Source organism: Proteus faecis, from assembly GCF_003144395.1.
Taxonomy (GTDB): Bacteria; Pseudomonadota; Gammaproteobacteria; order Enterobacterales; family Enterobacteriaceae; genus Proteus; species Proteus faecis.
Window position 1 is genome coordinate 16849 of record NZ_PENZ01000003.1, and the last position, 17272, is coordinate 34120.

Genomic DNA, 17272 nt, shown 5'->3' on the forward strand with positions numbered 1-17272 from the left:
TAATTACATGGTTAAATAAAATATTAATTAATGAAAAAACACTATGGTATTTTTAGATTGGTATTTTATAGGTGTAAATAAGAGAGTGTAGATTAATAAATAATCACTGTTAATATTTTGTGGGTTTTATGTTGTAAATCAAGTAATTAATCAAACGATTGATTTTGTAATGACGTATTCTTATTTTAATCGGTGTATTAGTATAAAAAACAATCTTGTCCTTAAGGTTATAATTTTATTTACCTTATTAAAAAACAACAAATCTAATAAATTCAATATGTTGTATATATTTTCTTTCTGTGAAATTAAGTTAAATTTAAAACTATAATTTTTTATATTTTCTTATTTCAGATGACGCCTTTTTTTATTTCTCAATACAATGACATCACTTGAGTATAATGTTTTTTCTGTCCATGCATTAATCATTGGTGACATTATTTCAGTGGTAAGTAATAAACTTTGTGGTGATACACCAAGTATTAAGGAGATTGTAATCAGCTGATCTACGGTTATTTTTATATGCCCATTTTCTAAGCGAGAATAATGTTGCTGGCTGATACCAAGGCGTCGCCCCATTTCAATTCCAGTTAGTTTTAGTTGCTTTCTTTTCTGTTTTATTCGTTGGCCAACAATAGTGTTAAGTTCACTCATATCTATATCTCCTATTTTTTTAAATAATAACGTAAAAAAATCTCAAGATCGATATAAACGATCAAATGGCGATTATCAATAGGTGTTGGCTATTAAATGTTATTTATTAACAGTTTTAAGCAGTTTTACTTAAATCAAATAATTAGATAAATTACATTAATATTTAATAATTTTTTCGCTGTTTAATAATGTAACAAAAGTGTTAATTAAAAATGATTTAAGATTATTTGATATTATATAGGCAATAAAATATTTTATTGCATTTTGGGGTTTTAAATAAAACCAATTGAGATTATTAAGAGTATTTTTATAGTTGTTTTTTAATAATTATCTTTTCATTCTAAATAAAATATAAAGTTATAAAAATAAATAATATAATACTAAAATAGTCTAAATTTGATCATTGAAAATGGGGGGGTAATTAATCAATATAAATTATCTTATTTATATTTTGATGTGTTTTTTGAAAAAATAAAATTATTTTTTAGTTGTTTTTCTTAGCTTTTTATATTTTTTATTTAAAATAACTTTCTCTTTTTCTATAAAATTATAACTAAAAATTAACTAATTCACTGATATTTATTGATTATAAACTCGATATTTAATACTATAGTGTTACTCTAAATATGATAAAGATTAAAATAACATATAGAAATGTAAATTATTTTAAATTTAAAATATCGGAATAACCTTATTAACAAAATTAGTGAATATAAGTAATGTTACGATTATTCACTAGCTAATGGTTAAGTATTTTCAGTTTATGGTTTGATAATTTATAAACTATAATTCGGTAATTTATCGATGTAATCATCTAATGATATAATGAACGAAGGGGAATAAAGGGATGATTAATACCAGAGTTGGGAATAGAATAAAAATGATAAGAAAACAATTAAAGATAACAGAAAATGAAATGTCTGAGAGGTTGGGAATGACAATGCTACATTATTCTCAATTAGAAGATGGGCATATAAAAATAACCGTAGATCAGCTGGTTACTATTTCTTATATACTTGGTGTTACACCTCAAAGTCTTATTTTAGAAGCTAAGGAAACAGACTTTATGGTATTTGAGGATAAGAACTCGGTAAATCAACCGAGTGAAATAGTTATATTTAGAAAGAAAAAAGTAATTTAAAAAACATTAGTACATTACTTTTTGATATTGAGTTTTAATAAATATATTGATCATTTTTTAGTTGTATTAATTAAAATTCTATTTCTCAAAATCCAATAACTAATAGCACAAAAGCCATCTTATTATAGGATGACTTTTTTATATTTAATAGCAGGATGTTGTACCTGTTATATGATTTATGGCACCATTTTTAATCAATAGTTTCTGCATATCTTCAAGATTATTTTGACAAGCATAACTTAACGCGCTGTGGTTATAAGAAAATAATGACTTATCTTGAGTCGTCGTAATAAGATTAACATCAGCACCTTGAGAAATAAGGTATTTTACAGTATTAAGACGATTATTACTGGCGGCAATCATAATAAATGTTTCACCATCATTTTCTACTCTTTGATTATTGAGTTCAATATCACTTCTCATTAGGTCGTGGATCTTTTTTACCACATTGACATTATTTCCTAATACGGCTGATTTAAAAACATTATAAACATCGTCTTTATCCGTAGCCCAAAGGTTCGCACCTTGAGAGATGAGATAATCAACCATCTCTTCATCACCAATAAACGCAGCCCATCCCAGGGCTGTTTGCTCTAAGCTTCCTGTGTCTTTTGCTTCAATGTTTTGACCATTGGCCAGCATCTTTTTTACTTCATTTAAATCACCGTGTTTAACAGCATCAAACCATAGTGCATTTTTGCCTGTACTTGGTGAAGTATAGAATACCCGATGTGGTAAACGCGATTTATTAGCCAACTCAATCATATCAGAATAATTTGATTTAAAAGATTGATACTCGGGTGGATTATTTTCATTAATAATCAATGCTTGTGCGTTAAAAGAAATTAATGCCAATGAAATAACAAATTTTTTTATATTCATTTAAACACCTTAAAATATAAACGATTAACAAATCTAATTTTAATTAGTTTATTAAAATTTAATATTTATTAGTGTTGTTAATTGAAACAAAATGTAAGTAGGGTGTGTTTTATTAATACGTATTTGTAATAAGGATAAATCTTATTAACTAATTTGTTTGTTTCGCAATCAAATATACGTAATTTTACTTATTTTTTTGAATGTAATAATTTTTTTGCTTTTAACGTTTAATATTTACTTTTGATTTTTTATATATTCATTTTTGCTGTGTTTTATTTCTAATTAAATCTGTGAGGGTAACAAAAGTAGAACTACCATAAAGTAAAAATGTAATACAGCTACTAAATAAACTAATAATACCAATAAGTATTAAACTACTTATCAAGAACATATTGTTACTTATTTAGAACGTAATAATGAATATCGATTCAATAGTTGTTTAAAATGATTATCTATTTTTTGGTATTCATAGTCTGAAATTGAATTTTGTGTTGGTTGTTTCTCAAGTAAGCGTAATTCTTCTTCTAAAGGTTTGGCTTGATTGAAATGTTGGCGAGCTTTGAAAATAATAGATTTTAATTCAGAGCCTGTGATGTAATTTTTAGGATTACCATCAAAGCTATCTAATCTTTGGCTTAATCCATCAAGTTCAGTCATACCTTTAGACCATTGATTGAGTTGTTCATCCGTGGTGGCATTTATTTTTAGATTGTTTTTCCAAAACTGTGTAAATGCTAAAAGCTCTGGATTATCTTCATACTGCTCGTTTAAATAGTTGATGACTTCAAGCCCATAACTCTGTGCCCATGTGGGAGAAAGTAATGTGAGTTCATCTAAACGTTTTTTGATCACATCAATTTGTTCGGAATTGAGCGTCTTTGTTATATTTTTACCATTTACAGTTTGTTGTTCAATAAGAGAGCCTGCGTGGGCATTAATGGTTGGAATGTAGGGGAAAGCATCTGTTAGATTGTTATTTTTTAATTCAGATAACCAAAAATAAAATAGGATAAAAAATAATAAACTACTGGTTAGAGTGCCAATTAAAATACCTCGCCATAGCTCCTGCCGACATGTCTTTTTTATGGGGGTTTGTAATGAAATGGATGAGGATATATAGGTTTTGGGTGACGTATTACTTTCATTGGCATTAAGGGATGTAGATAAAGTCGTATCGATAATTTGAGGTGAGATCTCATCTTCTTTATTGGCAATAGTAGATAATTCGGGAGAATTAAAATTACTATCTAATGTGTCTGCATTTTCTAATTGTCTAGCTTGAGCAATAATTAAGTTCTCTAGATAATCAAATTGAACAAGATGTTTAATTTCTAATATTTGAAGATGATGATTGATACTTTTTAATAATTCTTCAATTTGATAAAGGATCGGCAGGTCAGAATAAACAAAAGTCGTTCCACGAATACCAGAGACTAACTGTTGACTTAAGGACGAAAGAATATTGATACGCGTATGTGTTTGTACTGGCCATAAGGTTTGCCAATGTTGGGTCAATATTTTATGAGTAAGATAAAGTCCTTCATTTAAACCATCAAGCCCAGCTTGATTCTGGCGACATACAACAAACCAAGATGCAGTTTGAAGATCGACACCATTTTGATTAAATAAAGAAATACACAATTCATGGACATATTGCCAATTAATATCTGGGCGAGCTGGATGAAAACGTTTATCAAGTTCTTCTTTAATAGCAATAAATTGATTAAATACACGAGGATCACCTCCAATTGAAAGTGAATCTAAGTAAGAATTCATATTTTCCTCAAGGTAACTGATGATCTTAATAAGATAAAAACAAATCTAAATAAAGAAAATTAAAAATAAGTAGCAAGAAATAACATTATGATAAATAAGATTGTTTTTTTAAATGATGAAGAAATATTCTTCCATCAGGTGAGAACTCAGTACCATAATGTATAAGCCCTCTTTCATGTAATTCAATATCTAAAGAATAACACAATTTTCCAAATTCATTTTCAGGTAATATACTTAGTGTGACTGATTTTATTCTTGGTTCATATTTTAGTAATGTTGTTGATAATATAGACATTACTTTATGTGAACTTCCTGGTAGTCCTTGAATTATTTTGCTCATATCAGGTAAACCATAATCAGGTAGATGTTTTAATGTTCCTGCTCGTGAATTTAATATTCGACGAATATTATCCATAATAGAAAGAATAACCTGATCTTCTTCTGATATAGCGTCAACAGGTAATCCCCCAGAAAAATAACCCGTTAGCATTTCATAGAGTGAAGGTTGTGACATCGTTATTTTTTATCCAAAGGTTGTAATATTAGTGTGTTTTCAGAAAGCACAATTTTACGTGCTTTATCAGGATCGAGTTCGTTTTTCGGAATAACAATTCGCCAGTTGTTTTTGGCTTCATCAGGTGTATGAAACATTGTAGCAATAGCGACAAATTCAGTTTCTTTTTCCATTGGCATATCGAGAGAAATAGATTCACCAGGGCGAATACGTAAATCTTTTTGTGCTAATAAAGAGGATTTTAAAACCTCATTATTTTGATTAAACAGTGAAAGATAATCGCTATTATTAAAAGTATCTGCTGATTTTAGTTGAAATATTCGCACAATGACGGAAAGTGATGAACCATTATCATCAGTATTAAGTGCCTCTCTTGCGGTAAAGTCTAAATGCAATATTTTGACTTGTTTATAAAAAATAGATTTTGTTAAAGAGACCGTACCATCACTGATGGTTTGAGTTAAACCACAACCTGCAATTGTAAACATTACAATAAATAGCAGTGCTAATCGGCGGGCAGAAGAAAGGAATGTTTGCGATTTAAAATTGATAATTGCCATATTCATCACTTTTATAATGTTGAGTGCGGGGTGTTAGATATTGATAAAAACCAAGTCCAATGGTGATAAAAGATGCTGGGCGTGCTTTTTCAATCTGGCTGTGAGGCCGCATAACGGCGGTTCTACCTAATTGTACCCCTTGATTTTTAGAGGCACTTAATGTTGCATCAGGTAATAAATGTCTAGGTAATGTTAAACGTAGTCGTGCATTAACTCTTGATCCCAAATAAACACGAAGTAATGCCATAAAATCCTGATAAATGCTGCCATCAGGTAACCAACCTTTTGCTTCTTCCTTGTTTTCGGTGTGTAGTTTTATTAATACTTGGCTATTTACATCAATAGCATAACGACCTAAAACGGGTTTATTTTCTAATGTTGTAGGTTGTGAGCACGACATAATTGTAGGAGTGTCGAGTGCAATTCTTCGGGGATCATGAGGTACAATACTGACTTTTGTTGATGGTGCTAATAATTTTACTAATGCACTAATACCTTCGGCTGTACGTGTTGGTAAACGTAAGATCCCTAATAGTGCTAAAAAGCGAGATAAAGGTGATTGCACATGATTAGCACAACCAGGAATACCTAAACCAATTAAGCCATAAAGATATTGCGATGTTTTATCTGATCCTCCTTCTCCAAAAGTCGCAGGATAAGAATATTTGCGCCAAATACGATAAAATTGGGTAGTAAGACGGTGGTTAAAAATATCTAAAAAGTCAGTGAGTGAATCTGTACCATCACGGTATTGTGCAATATCGTCAAGGTAAGATGTTGGTAGTGGTGATGTAATACCATAAAGTCCCAAAAAAGTAGTATGTAAGCTTGGTATTGTGCTTTTTCGATATTTGTCTAGGGGATCAGTTCCTTTGATCTCTGTGGCAGGAAACCCCATACCACGATGTGGGCGAAAACGAATAGGATCAGTTTTCGGATCATGAGAACTTCCTAATTCAGGTAATTGGGGGTTGGATTTTTCAAGTAATTGGCAAAAGCGATAGAAATTTACATAAGGTAATTTATCGCCTAAAGCCTGAATCAGCGAGGTAGCTGTGGGTTGTGGCTTTCTTTCCATTGAATTCGTTTTCCTGTTGGCAAAATAATCAGTGTTAATTGATTAAAAAGATGAACATCAGCATAAAGCGCAAAAAAACGATTAAGCATTTCTCCAAATAAATGAATATCACCTTCACCATTAAAACCATTGCTATCAATCGTGACTTCGATATCAATACCTCGCTGTAAAAAACCTTTCTCAAAGCGTTCAATTAAATGATGTTCGACATGAATAATGGCGTCGAGTTTTCTGTGGTTCATATCATCATCTCGCCAATCATAAAGTGCGAGAGTGCCTCGTAGCACTTCAGCATTATCCATCATGTTAAGAAAGCTAGAACCTAAATGGCTTAGCACTCGCCAGTGGAAGCGATCTTCTGAAGGTGGATAAAGAGGAAGTGTTGGCTTGCACAAATTACATACTGTTAATGGGATCTGTAAGGTTTGTTCTGTTCTATCAAGTAAGGTACTTTGCAGTGCTTTGCGAGGTAATTGCCCATTCGTGCCAGTAAGTTGTAATGACAGGGTTTCTGTTTGAGTTGCTAAATCAATCTCTTGTTGTTCCCCTCCTAGTATAAGCCAAGTATCATGAAGGCCCGTAACACCACGCTTCACTCGGGTGTGATAATAACGTTCAGGTGCATTATGCCGTAACATGCCACCACGATGACGAAAGCTGGTAAAGGGTACATAAACTGCTTCATTTGTACGTTGAGAACCATATACGCTATCAACACTATAGATTTCAGTATGCCCATCTTGAACACGACGAGGTCGTAATAAATATTCACTTTCCAATCTATTAACAGTCAGTGGATCGGCTTCTATATTAAAAAGGTTGATAACGGGGACACAATGTAAACGTATATTTTCCTCATTTAATGTAAGAGCGTTATCCCACAATGTATTGAGAACAATATCTAATTCAAATTCAGATGTTTCTTCAGGAAAATGGATATCATCTAATCCATTAAGTGAAACAAACATAAACTTTTCACGGAAAGAAAAATATTCGAGTAATAATTGATAACCACTAAATGTGGTGTCTCCTTTAGGCCAAAGAGTGTCTGTATTCTTAAATCCTCCTGGTGAAAAATAGAGAGGGATTGCTATTCTATCTTTTGACTGAGGAAGCTTTAGATAAGTTTTGGCAACTTGTTTAGTTAATGCTAAATGCAGTGCATTAGTTGTTGGAATATCGCCAGATAAATAAAACGAGAGAGCATGAAGGCTTACTTCAGACCAATTAATTATTTCACTGCATTTAAATTTTAACCGAATAGCTGAACGCCCATCTGGCTCGGTCGTTAAATTTACAGCAGCAATTTTTATTGGATTAAGCGTTAAATCTTGTGTTGTTCGATAGTGACAAATCGTTTTTTTAGGACCAATAGGGCGGGAAAGAACCTCAAATTGAGCAGATATTTTATCCGTCATTTTCATTTTTTGAATGTCAGGGGCTAATTCAACAATGGATAATGATGGAATCGTTTGTAAATAGTGAGGCCATAATAAACTGACAAGACCTTCTGTTAACTCAGGTAAATCATCATCAATTTTTTGTCTTAATTGCCCCATAGAGAAAGCAAAACCTTCAAATAAACGCTCAACAAAAGGATCGGGTGTGCCGGCTTTATCTAAGTCGAGCATTGCCGCTCTATCGGGATGTGCTTGCGCAAACTCTTTTGCGGCTTCTCTAAGATAGCGCATTTCTGCATCAAAATAGCGAAGGGTTAAATCATCCATTAATTTGATACCTTGATTTTTCGAGTAAAAGATTAGGAATATAAAATTGCAGAGCGAACGGGATCGATTGCAGTTAATTCACTGAGTAACAGTTCCATCTGTTGTTCTATACGGGGCTTATCTGAGGTGTTACGTTGAATTTTGGCTCGGAAAAGATGAAGCTGTCGTGCTTTCACTTCAAAAATATAGTTGGGCTCCCATTGTGTTAACGACATAGAAAGTGCTTTTTTATCGAGTTCACGTAATAAATTTAATGCCAGATCGTGGCGAGCAAATTGTTCTGCTATTCGTGCCATTATGAGGTTTAATAACCATTTTTGTCTTGAAGTGCTGATATCAGGGCGATGTTGTAGCCATTTTAATGCAACGTCTATACCTTCATTATCAGCTTGTGTGATAGCTTCGGTTTCTAATGCCAGTATTGATTGATCTTCAGATTGATTAGAAACATTATTTGATAATCCTTGCATGACATCAAAATTTTCTTCCATAACCTGTTGTTTTATCCAACTTAATGTGACTTCATCGGCAAATGGTGTGCCATCTTCCCATGAGAGTTTCTCTAAATCAGGAAGACGAGTAAGGAATTGTTTTAAATCGTTTTTTATAATATCAGACCATGCATTCCAAGGTGCAGGGGATTTACTAAGTGCTTGATAGAGATACCACTGCACATCTAACCAAAAATGGTTAACACCTTCTGCAAAAAGCTTATCCGCTTGCTCCGCCAGTTCCCCCCAACTTTGTTGTAAATAGAGGCGTTTAAGTTGTGCTCTTGCATCTGTTCTTGGTGGTGAAAGACGAGTACGACCTTGCTGATCTTGTGGCGGAAGTTGATGAATTGTATCCCATCTCACCACTTTCATTAATCTATGTCCTGCTAACCAACCATTAGATTGATTACGTAGATAATTAGCGAGCATTTTTGATTGATCTAATAATTCACGACCCGACTGTATGGTCTCTATTGGTGTGCTCTGTGAAATTGAAGGAGAGGTAGGACTGTTGTAAGTTGGGTCAGTCCGGCTAATGTTTTGTGGGACTAATGAATTTGTCCCGCCTGATTGAGCTAGGCGTTTTTCGAGTGCTTGAAATAATCCTGAAAATTGTGGTTTTTCATTTTCATTCCATGTTTCAATCTCTGTTTCAATGGTGGTTAATAAGGCGATAATACGAGAAAATTCATTATGATCGACCTCGGGATAAAGCGATAAACTATCTAAAACACGTTGCCCAGATAACCACTCTAAAGCAAATTTTCGACTAGTGGCTCGGCTCGGTAATAATGTGTCGTGATAGCGAATAAGCAATCCAGCCAAAAGCCCCAAAGAATCGGCAAGTCCATGTTCACCTTCTTTGTGCAAGCGTGCCCAAATATAATAAGTTACAACGCGCACATCTTTGCAGGAATTGAGCAGTAAATTTTCAGCAAGTAAGCAAATAAGCTCCGTATCGGCACCAGAGAGTTTATTAACTTCTTCTTTCATGCGCTCAAAGTCATCTTCATAGCTGGGATCATCACCCACAGGTTGATTAGGCGTAATGGGTAATAGCCAACGATCCCATAAATTGATTTGTTGTTGAGCAAGTTGTTGCACTTTGTTTGTATCATCAGCAAAGCATGATGAGATTAAGGTATCCAATAAGGACATAGTGAGCGTATTTCCTTTTGAGATATTAGGGAATGTGATTTTTATTTAATCCAAAAAAATCTTTTCCGGTAACACAAAATTACGGAGTTGTAAGAGTGCAATTGGACCATCACCCATTTCTGTTCTTAAGGTGTAATTAAGAGATTGTCCATTTAAGGTTTTCCAACTGACTGAATAACTGCTGGTGCTACCGGCATAAGGGGTGATATTGGCATCTTCCAATAAACGAATAATGCCCCAGACGCCACGATAATCGCCATAAATACGTGTGCCTGTATTGGTTGTGATCCAACTCAGTGATGCACCAGAGGCAACGGTATCCGCTGGCCAGACAAAGCGTTGCCATTGGGGTTGTTGGTTATCATAGATAAGAGACTGTTTATCTATCATAAGATGGGTTTGCATAATGTTTGGAGAGGTACCCGGACGTAATTCAAAATAAAGGCGTGCTTCACCATTCGCAAAAACCACATCCCCTAAGTAGCTTAATTTATCTAAGGCTTTTAAGAACTCGGGATTAAAGGTTAAGCCTTGAGCATTGGTGGTATCGGGTACCCAATGTGTCCCCTCTTTATGTAAAACACCATTAAGGTGAGTTTCAAGAAAACGTTGAATACGTCCATTATCAGGGCGTAAATATTGCGCCATAAGAGGCAGTGAGATCTCACTTTGCGTATTTTTGAGTGGATAACGTCCACCAAAGGCGCTATTCCAATCATTCACAACCGCATTTCGCCATTGGGTGTTGATACCTTGCGAAGTCGGCGCTAATAGCTGTTGCCATGCTTGAGATAGGGGTTGTACCAGTAGTGTTTGCCCAAATCCATTCCACTCTTGGCCAAAGCTTGCGGCGATTAAGCTTCCGTAGTCTTGCGTTTCTGATAAATCGACCGTTTTTCCTTCAAAAACACTTCTTGCTAAGGCTTGAGACATCGCTTGGGGATCGGGGGCATTAACCACTTGTTGCAGTTTTAAACGCACTCGCGTTACCCGTGTGAGATAGGCTTGTAAGCTTAATGTATCACTATTTTGTACAGCAGATTGCGGATCAGTAAAAGCCAGTATTGGTGCAAAAACAGGCTCTAAGGGACCTGTGAACTCGGCTTTTTGGCTAATTACCGGTTGTTGCTCTTTGTTTAATAAGTCTTTGGCGGAATTTACAAAAGAGTCAGCGAGCTTTTCTTGCTGACGACCCGTTTTGCCTTGGTAAGAAAGCGTATTCATCAACGCAATAATGGGGGACTGTCTGATATCGCTCATGAGTGTGAGTTGATCAATCGTATCGGATAAACTCTGTGTTTCTCGCCACTGTAAGCCATTAAGAAAGCTTAACCAACTGCCCGAAAAATCATTAAAATAGCGCTCGGTGAGATTTTGTTGCAGTTTTTCAGGTGAGATATCAATATCGGTCTCTTTTTGTGTGTCACTTAATACCCAATCTATTTCTTCTCGTCTTTCATGAACCGCTTTTTTAATTGCGGGTTCAATCGATTCTTCCCACGCTTTGCGCGTAAAAATACCGGGTATGGTTTCAGAGGTGCTGAGTAAGAAACTGACATCGGTATCCCCTGTCATATCCTCTAATGTCATCTCTGCAAAGTTATGCTGTGCCTGTTGTAAGATTTTTTGATAAAGCGCAGACTCGCCATTACGTTGACCAATTTGGCGAATAAGGATAGTGCGACTTCCAGCGACTAAATTGCGATTAGGTTTGATAGTCCATTCATTATGATACGGTAATTGAGCGGCATAGAAGGTTAATAGCTCCGTGCCTAATGTTTGCCATTCACCTTCTTTTAGATCTTCATTTTGATGCCAAATATTGAGTACGCTTTCAGTAAAAAAAGCCGGTTTGATACGAGACGGTTCACTCATCATCAAATAGGCTTTTAATGTTTGATAAGCAGATTGAGCCCCTTCTGTGCGTTCAGCACTTTCGGGGGGAAGCTGCACAAAGCTTTGAAGATAAGTTTCAAGATGATGCTGAGTTGAATCCCGTAATAACGGTAACATAGATTGACTATAAACCGGCCAGAGATGACTAAGCAATGAGCTATTACTACTTAAGCCAAAGCGTAACCAAAATGGCACTGCATTCTGTTCTCGATAACTCAATAACCCCAAGGTTTGTTGCAAACCATATTGGGCTTGTAAACGCGCAAGTTCAGATTGGTGATTGTCCGTTGCTAATTGCGCTTGTTGTTGGCTTTGGGTAATTAATTGGCGATTCATCAAGTAAGAGACCACCATACCAATGCCCCACAACGTCATGGCCGTTGCGGCAGTATATTGTAAAATGCGTTTTGAATTTAAACCTAAAGGTGAAGCTTTTAATTGTGGTGGAAGCTGTTTATTTGCAGAGAGTAGCGCTTTCCAGTGTGTATTATCTGTCCATTGGTTATTTAACGATATCGTGGAAGATGAAGATAAATTCTCACGAACAGGTGTACTAAAGAGCATGCCTGCAAAGGGTAATGAGCGATAACCCGATAAAAGTGGCGCCAAGTTATTGGCGAGTTTTTCACATCCTTCATGTTGTAGAAAACGGGCTAAAGCCAGTAAATAGGTATGTGTTTGATTGTGTAAGACAGCGTGTGTACCTTGTTCTACTAATGCAGGTAAAAGTGTTTTTAAGTTATTAGAAAGTGTTTCAGAAGTGGCTTTTAAGGGGGCTGAATACAGCACTGTAGGTGTTTCATCTGCGGTTATTTCACCGCTATTACTGACGTTCCATAGCCAAATAGGTGCCTGCCAGCGTAATTGACGAAAGAGCTGGTGGAAATAACGGCTTGCGGTGTCTGTATTGGCGGGGTTTAAGTGATTAAATAAAGAATGACCCAATGGTTGTTGCGATAAGCTGTTTTCAGAGACCCAAATAACCGCATCAAGCGGACGACGTCGGCGCAGTTGTTTTAAATCTTGAATTAAATTTTCATCAATAGGTTGATGGATATCGCCACCATAAATAAGCAATGTGCCGTTATTTTCTTGCCAGATATCCGTTGTTAGGTTGGGAGTGAGTTTTTCTATAGAAAGGGGGGAGCCGATAAGGAGTTGGATTGATAGTTTTGACTTGTAAGTAAATGAGTAGTTTTCTTTTATATATTTATTCCAATCATTTACTCTGTCATTTTTTTTGTTTATCTTATCTTTTTTATCATTAGCTTCAATATCCATAATTATATTAGGTTTAAGGTAGCGAGAAAGGAAAAAAAGCACTATTAAGGAGAAAATAACTGAACCAATCATTAAGTACGATTGAGTTACTGTGATAGATGTTTTATTAAAAATAATAAATAAGAACAAAATTGTAGCTAATGAAATTATTGAAATAATGACAAAGAGTGAAAGATAGCGTGTTATTTTTGATTTCATCATAAATTCCATTTTTTGTTAAGCGTGTTTAAAAAATGAATTTTCCAGTAAAAATTAATATAAATTTTTTTAATTACACTAATTATTATGATAGTAAAAAGAAAGGAGGTTGATGTGATTATTATTCTTTCACTGTTAAATTCGACGTGGTCAATTATATTCTTAAAAATGACTGAAATAAGAGCAAAAAAACCAACCAGAAGAGTACCTAGTGGAAATAATGGTTTTGATATGTTCCAGTAATGATTGTCAATGTGTGATTTTTGAACTCCTATTGTTTGGCAATAATAGTTTTTATCCGATTTATAAAATAAAAGCTGACTAGTTTCTTTAAATCTTGATAAGTAAATTAGAGCCAATAAATGAAATATAGATAATTCTTTATAATTATCTATATATTCATTAAAAAAGTAACCTTGGGGATAGCTTTCTAAGGATAACTGATAGCTTTTTTCGTTTCTTAACTTTATCAAGATATTGCTTGATTTTATTTCTTCAATATCAATGAAATTAACCTGTTTTATATCCTTATTACTTTGTTGTTGAATTAATGTCATTGTTTTGATGCTTTCATCTATATTATCCATATTAAATGGCATTGGTTGAAATAATTTTAAAAATCTCTTTTCTTGGTTATGAGATAGTATAATTAAACTTGCAAATTCATTTTCTTCATTAGTAGACAATGAATAGTTATTAATTGAGAAAATAAATGTAGTTGCTTTCTTTTTTCTAATTAAATTTAATTGTTTGCTATAGTTTGGTTTTTTTTGAAAGATGAACTCACAATTATTTAAGTAGTCATCAAAAAATGATTTTAATTTATTTTTTATAAAATAACTCTGTTCAAATAAACTATTTATTATAATTAAATAGTTTTCATTTTTACTGATTTTTATATCCTTGATACTATTTATTAAAAGTTTCACTATATAGAAAACTCTTTCTTCACCAACCACTCCTTCTTTTTCTAAATCTATTAATCTGTTTTTTAGCTCTGTTTTTTCAAATGATTTTTCGTTATTGAAGTTAGAAATAATTGATGGATTATTAGATATTATATTTGAATAAATTAAATATAAATTATCTTGTTTTGATTTAATCCATTTGGTTAATAAATCCGCTTGCCAAAAACACCAGTAAATATATAGTGTTTTCTTTATCTCCCAAAATAAGGTATAAGCAGATATTAAAAAGAATGAAAAAAGGAAAATAATTGAAGATAATATAAAACCATCATTACTCATTATATAATTTTTAAAGTCAATCTTTAATGTGAATTTTAAAATTAAAAAGTAAACTGAATTTATAAATATTATAAAGGTACTTAAAGTTAATAATGGAAATGGTTTGTTTTTCCAAGGTGGAGGATTGTATGGAGGTATCCAATATTTCATTTATATCTCCATATCATTACAACTTGAGTAAACAATAGCACCACATTGTGTTTTACAACCATCAAATACAATCCCTTTACCATTTTCATTATAATGTGAACTACTTTCAATAATTTGATTATTCCCGTGTAGAGGACATGAAACAGTATCATAAAGAAGAGTGGCATTTTTCCCATCAACAATAAGAGTAGCACTTGATGATATAACTTTACCTCCATGTGATGTAGGATCACCTAATCGAATAATATTTTTCATTTTATTCTCTCCAAGTTGATTATTTAATTTTTGATAAATCAGGGTTAGATATTTCTTTTGGCATTTCAGGTAGATCTAATTTACCTTCCTCCATATAGATATCTAAGCCACTTTGCCAATCTGCAAATTTTCTTAATTCATTCATTTTTTCGGGGCATTTGCCGATTTCACAATAACCAATGGGTAAGTCATAAGCGACAACGCGTTTTAAAAAGTTTTCATTTTTAGGCAAAGAGCTATGGTCAGTACCACGTTGTATATAAGTACGAAATCTCTCTCTGCTTTCTTCTAGTGTTTCGAATCGATGTGTTTCATTTTTTTCATTAGGGGTAAGGTTAGTATCACTTCTACGGGCTTTTTTTTCTTCTTCGGTAAAAGGAATTTGGATACGATCATAATCATAAAAATCAATTAAATAATAATAATCAGAATCAATGGGTTTATTTTCAATAGGGTCAACTTGACCAAATCCATAGCCATAAAGTCCTTTATTTTGTCTTGCTGCATCAAAATCCGTAATACCATTTGTATAAGTTTCATCAAATTCTAGCATTTCATTGCTTTGGATGGGATTTGGTACTTCGGGACCATTAATATAAATTTTGGTATTTTTGTCTGGTTTAGGCCATGTCATATAATGTGTGGATTTAGTATTATTTTCCCAAAAAGAGGTTCCATCACAATATTGGCTTTTGTCATTACAAAAAATAGTACTTTTATTGGCATCAGTTGGTGAATCTGGAGGTGCTCCACAAGGTATATTTCTACCTAATATACGGACATATAATGTACATTCTTCTTGATTAGTGCCATTTTGAAAAGGTCCACCATTCCAATAAAAAATACCATGTTGTTTACTCAGTTTTTGTGAAATAAATAGCTTTTTTTCTTTATCACTACTTAAGTATAAATAAGGATCATAATGATCGTCTTTAGTTTCAGTGAAGGAGGAATATTCATCATATTTTTCCGCAATAATCTCTTTCTCGAGTCGAAGATAACTATCTCCTTTTTTATTTTTTAATGGTATATCGTATTTTTTTATTTCATCTTTATTAGAACGGTATCCCCAATAAAAGCGAATAATTGGAGAGTTATGTGATTTTTTATTTTATGTGAGTTATGTTCAATTTTATAACGACTATTCTCAATATCTTTTTCATCAGGATAAAATCTATTTATATAATATTCATTAGGTGTTAATTTAAATTTTTCAGGGAGATTTAATCGTTTATTTAATCCTTCACATAAATGTTTTTCAGCATCTTCATACCATTCCCCTTCTGAATTAACTCCATGAACAAAAATAATAATGCCAGGTAAATGAGGTTTAACATGAATTTCTCCACCGATATCAGACGCATGAGTACTTGATTTCCATTCTTGGGTACTATCAAGGCATTCTTTAGGTTTTAATAACCTAGAAGTTTTGGTATTTTCTTGATTCATCATTTTTATCTTTTAAATAGAATAGATAAGCGGGAGTATTAAAGTAAATCTATTTTACTAACCGATAATCCACACCATAATCCCCCAGCTTTGACATGGGGGAAATAGAGGGATCACTGCAATCAAATTGAGTTTGCCCTGATGGGGTTTTTATTTCATAGGAAGGGGCTTCTAACGCATGAGGCTTTGATATTCTATTTTTTATATCCTCATTTGTATCATAAGAGTATTTCTCCCAATATAAGTCGCTTAGTGGTTCTTTTTTAGGAGGGGGAGTATAGCTTTTTCCGATATAATAGTGATTATCTGTTACCACAAGGGTGAAATATTCAGTCTCTTTCACTGGGTTGAGTGTTTTATTACCCAAAGGCATAACTACTGGCATGAACTTCCCCTTAAAGTACTGTAGAATCGAGCTCTGGCAGCCATCACGCCGACCTGCACAGCCATGCCAATTACTGGATGTAGCAGGAAACGCAACATAGTCATCCTGTGTAGCAGCCCAAATTAAACGGCCACGAAAGTTACATGCCGAACCGTTATACACTTTAAAGTGGGCTTGCGTTTGCGTGTTGTTATAAAAAGTATAGCCTTCTCGTTTTTCATTAAATTCTTCAAGGGTAAAAAAACGATGGTCGTCAATACGGTAAATGACCACGGGCGGTTTAAAGGTTTTCCGCAATTCGGCTAATTGACGTTGTTGTTCAATTTTATCTTGCTCTGCTTTAATGGCGGCTTTTTCTTTTAATGATAAACAGCCGGTTAATAGTGTGGCACTCAAAATAAACAGTAAGGGAAATTTAAGTCGATGTAAT

15 protein-coding genes and 1 pseudogene are annotated in these 17272 nt (G+C 33.6%); 1 reads left to right on the plus strand and 15 read right to left on the minus strand.

Annotation, left to right across the window (positions count from 1 at the left end; all coding sequences use genetic code 11):
• Positions 1–342 precede the first annotated feature (342 nt).
• Positions 343–651, minus strand: a complete 309-nt coding sequence (locus DK858_RS00865; protein WP_109395817.1) for a helix-turn-helix domain-containing protein — start codon at positions 649–651, stop codon at positions 343–345.
• 847 nt (positions 652–1498) lie between these two features.
• On the opposite strand from DK858_RS00865, the gene DK858_RS00870 reads away from it, so the two are divergent.
• The gene (locus DK858_RS00870; protein ID WP_109395818.1) at positions 1499–1792 is read left to right on the plus strand and encodes a helix-turn-helix domain-containing protein; all 294 of its coding nucleotides are present in this window, start codon (positions 1499–1501) and stop codon (positions 1790–1792) included.
• Between the two features lie 144 nt (positions 1793–1936).
• Here the strand turns inward: DK858_RS00870 and DK858_RS00875 are convergent, their stop codons facing one another.
• The 14 genes and pseudogenes from DK858_RS00875 to DK858_RS00935 all read right to left on the minus strand — a co-directional run.
• Positions 1937–2674: an ankyrin repeat domain-containing protein gene (locus tag DK858_RS00875; protein ID WP_194294818.1), complete on the minus strand. Its 738-nt coding sequence runs from the start codon at positions 2672–2674 to the stop codon at positions 1937–1939.
• Positions 2675–3073: 399 nt separating this feature from the next.
• Positions 3074–4450, minus strand: coding sequence for a VasL domain-containing protein (locus DK858_RS00880; RefSeq protein WP_109395819.1), 1377 nt, complete (start codon positions 4448–4450; stop codon positions 3074–3076).
• A gap of 85 nt (positions 4451–4535) precedes the next feature.
• Entirely contained in the window at positions 4536–4964 is a 429-nt protein-coding gene (gene tssE, locus DK858_RS00885; RefSeq protein WP_109395820.1) for a type VI secretion system baseplate subunit TssE, read from the minus strand.
• Positions 4965–4966: 2 nt separating this feature from the next.
• Entirely contained in the window at positions 4967–5530 is a 564-nt protein-coding gene (gene tssJ / locus DK858_RS00890; RefSeq protein WP_109395821.1) for a type VI secretion system lipoprotein TssJ, read from the minus strand.
• Positions 5505–6602: a type VI secretion system baseplate subunit TssG gene (gene tssG / locus DK858_RS00895; protein WP_109395822.1), complete on the minus strand. Its 1098-nt coding sequence runs from the start codon at positions 6600–6602 to the stop codon at positions 5505–5507. Before tssG ends, tssJ begins: the two co-directional genes overlap by 26 nt.
• On the minus strand, positions 6566–8329 hold the full coding sequence (gene tssF / locus DK858_RS00900) for a type VI secretion system baseplate subunit TssF (protein WP_109395823.1): 1764 nt from the start codon (positions 8327–8329) through the stop codon (positions 6566–6568). The genes tssG and tssF overlap by 37 nt, the downstream gene beginning before the upstream one ends.
• Positions 8330–8361: 32 nt before the next feature.
• Positions 8362–9981, minus strand: a complete 1620-nt coding sequence (gene tssA, locus DK858_RS00905; RefSeq protein ID WP_109395824.1) for a type VI secretion system protein TssA — start codon at positions 9979–9981, stop codon at positions 8362–8364.
• Between the two features lie 45 nt (positions 9982–10026).
• Entirely contained in the window at positions 10027–13356 is a 3330-nt protein-coding gene (locus DK858_RS00910) for an ImcF-related family protein (protein ID WP_228407136.1), read from the minus strand.
• The gene (locus tag DK858_RS00915; protein ID WP_109395825.1) at positions 13356–14753 is read right to left on the minus strand and encodes a hypothetical protein; all 1398 of its coding nucleotides are present in this window, start codon (positions 14751–14753) and stop codon (positions 13356–13358) included. Before DK858_RS00915 ends, DK858_RS00910 begins: the two co-directional genes overlap by 1 nt.
• On the minus strand, positions 14754–15008 hold the full coding sequence (locus DK858_RS00920; protein WP_109395826.1) for a PAAR domain-containing protein: 255 nt from the start codon (positions 15006–15008) through the stop codon (positions 14754–14756). It abuts the gene before it with no gap.
• Between the two features lie 19 nt (positions 15009–15027).
• The gene (locus DK858_RS00925) at positions 15028–15642 is read right to left on the minus strand and encodes an effector protein Tle3 domain-containing protein (RefSeq protein ID WP_109395827.1); all 615 of its coding nucleotides are present in this window, start codon (positions 15640–15642) and stop codon (positions 15028–15030) included.
• Between the two features lie 225 nt (positions 15643–15867).
• Positions 15868–16095, minus strand: a pseudogene (locus DK858_RS18540) (hypothetical protein); the annotation flags it as partial.
• On the minus strand, positions 16050–16457 hold the full coding sequence (locus DK858_RS00930) for a T6SS effector phospholipase Tle3 domain-containing protein (protein ID WP_109395828.1): 408 nt from the start codon (positions 16455–16457) through the stop codon (positions 16050–16052). The pseudogene DK858_RS18540 and the gene DK858_RS00930, both read right to left, overlap by 46 nt.
• A gap of 49 nt (positions 16458–16506) precedes the next feature.
• Positions 16507–17272: T6SS immunity protein Tli3 family protein (locus DK858_RS00935; RefSeq protein ID WP_458368148.1), on the minus strand; the 766-nt coding region annotated here is incomplete at its 5' end.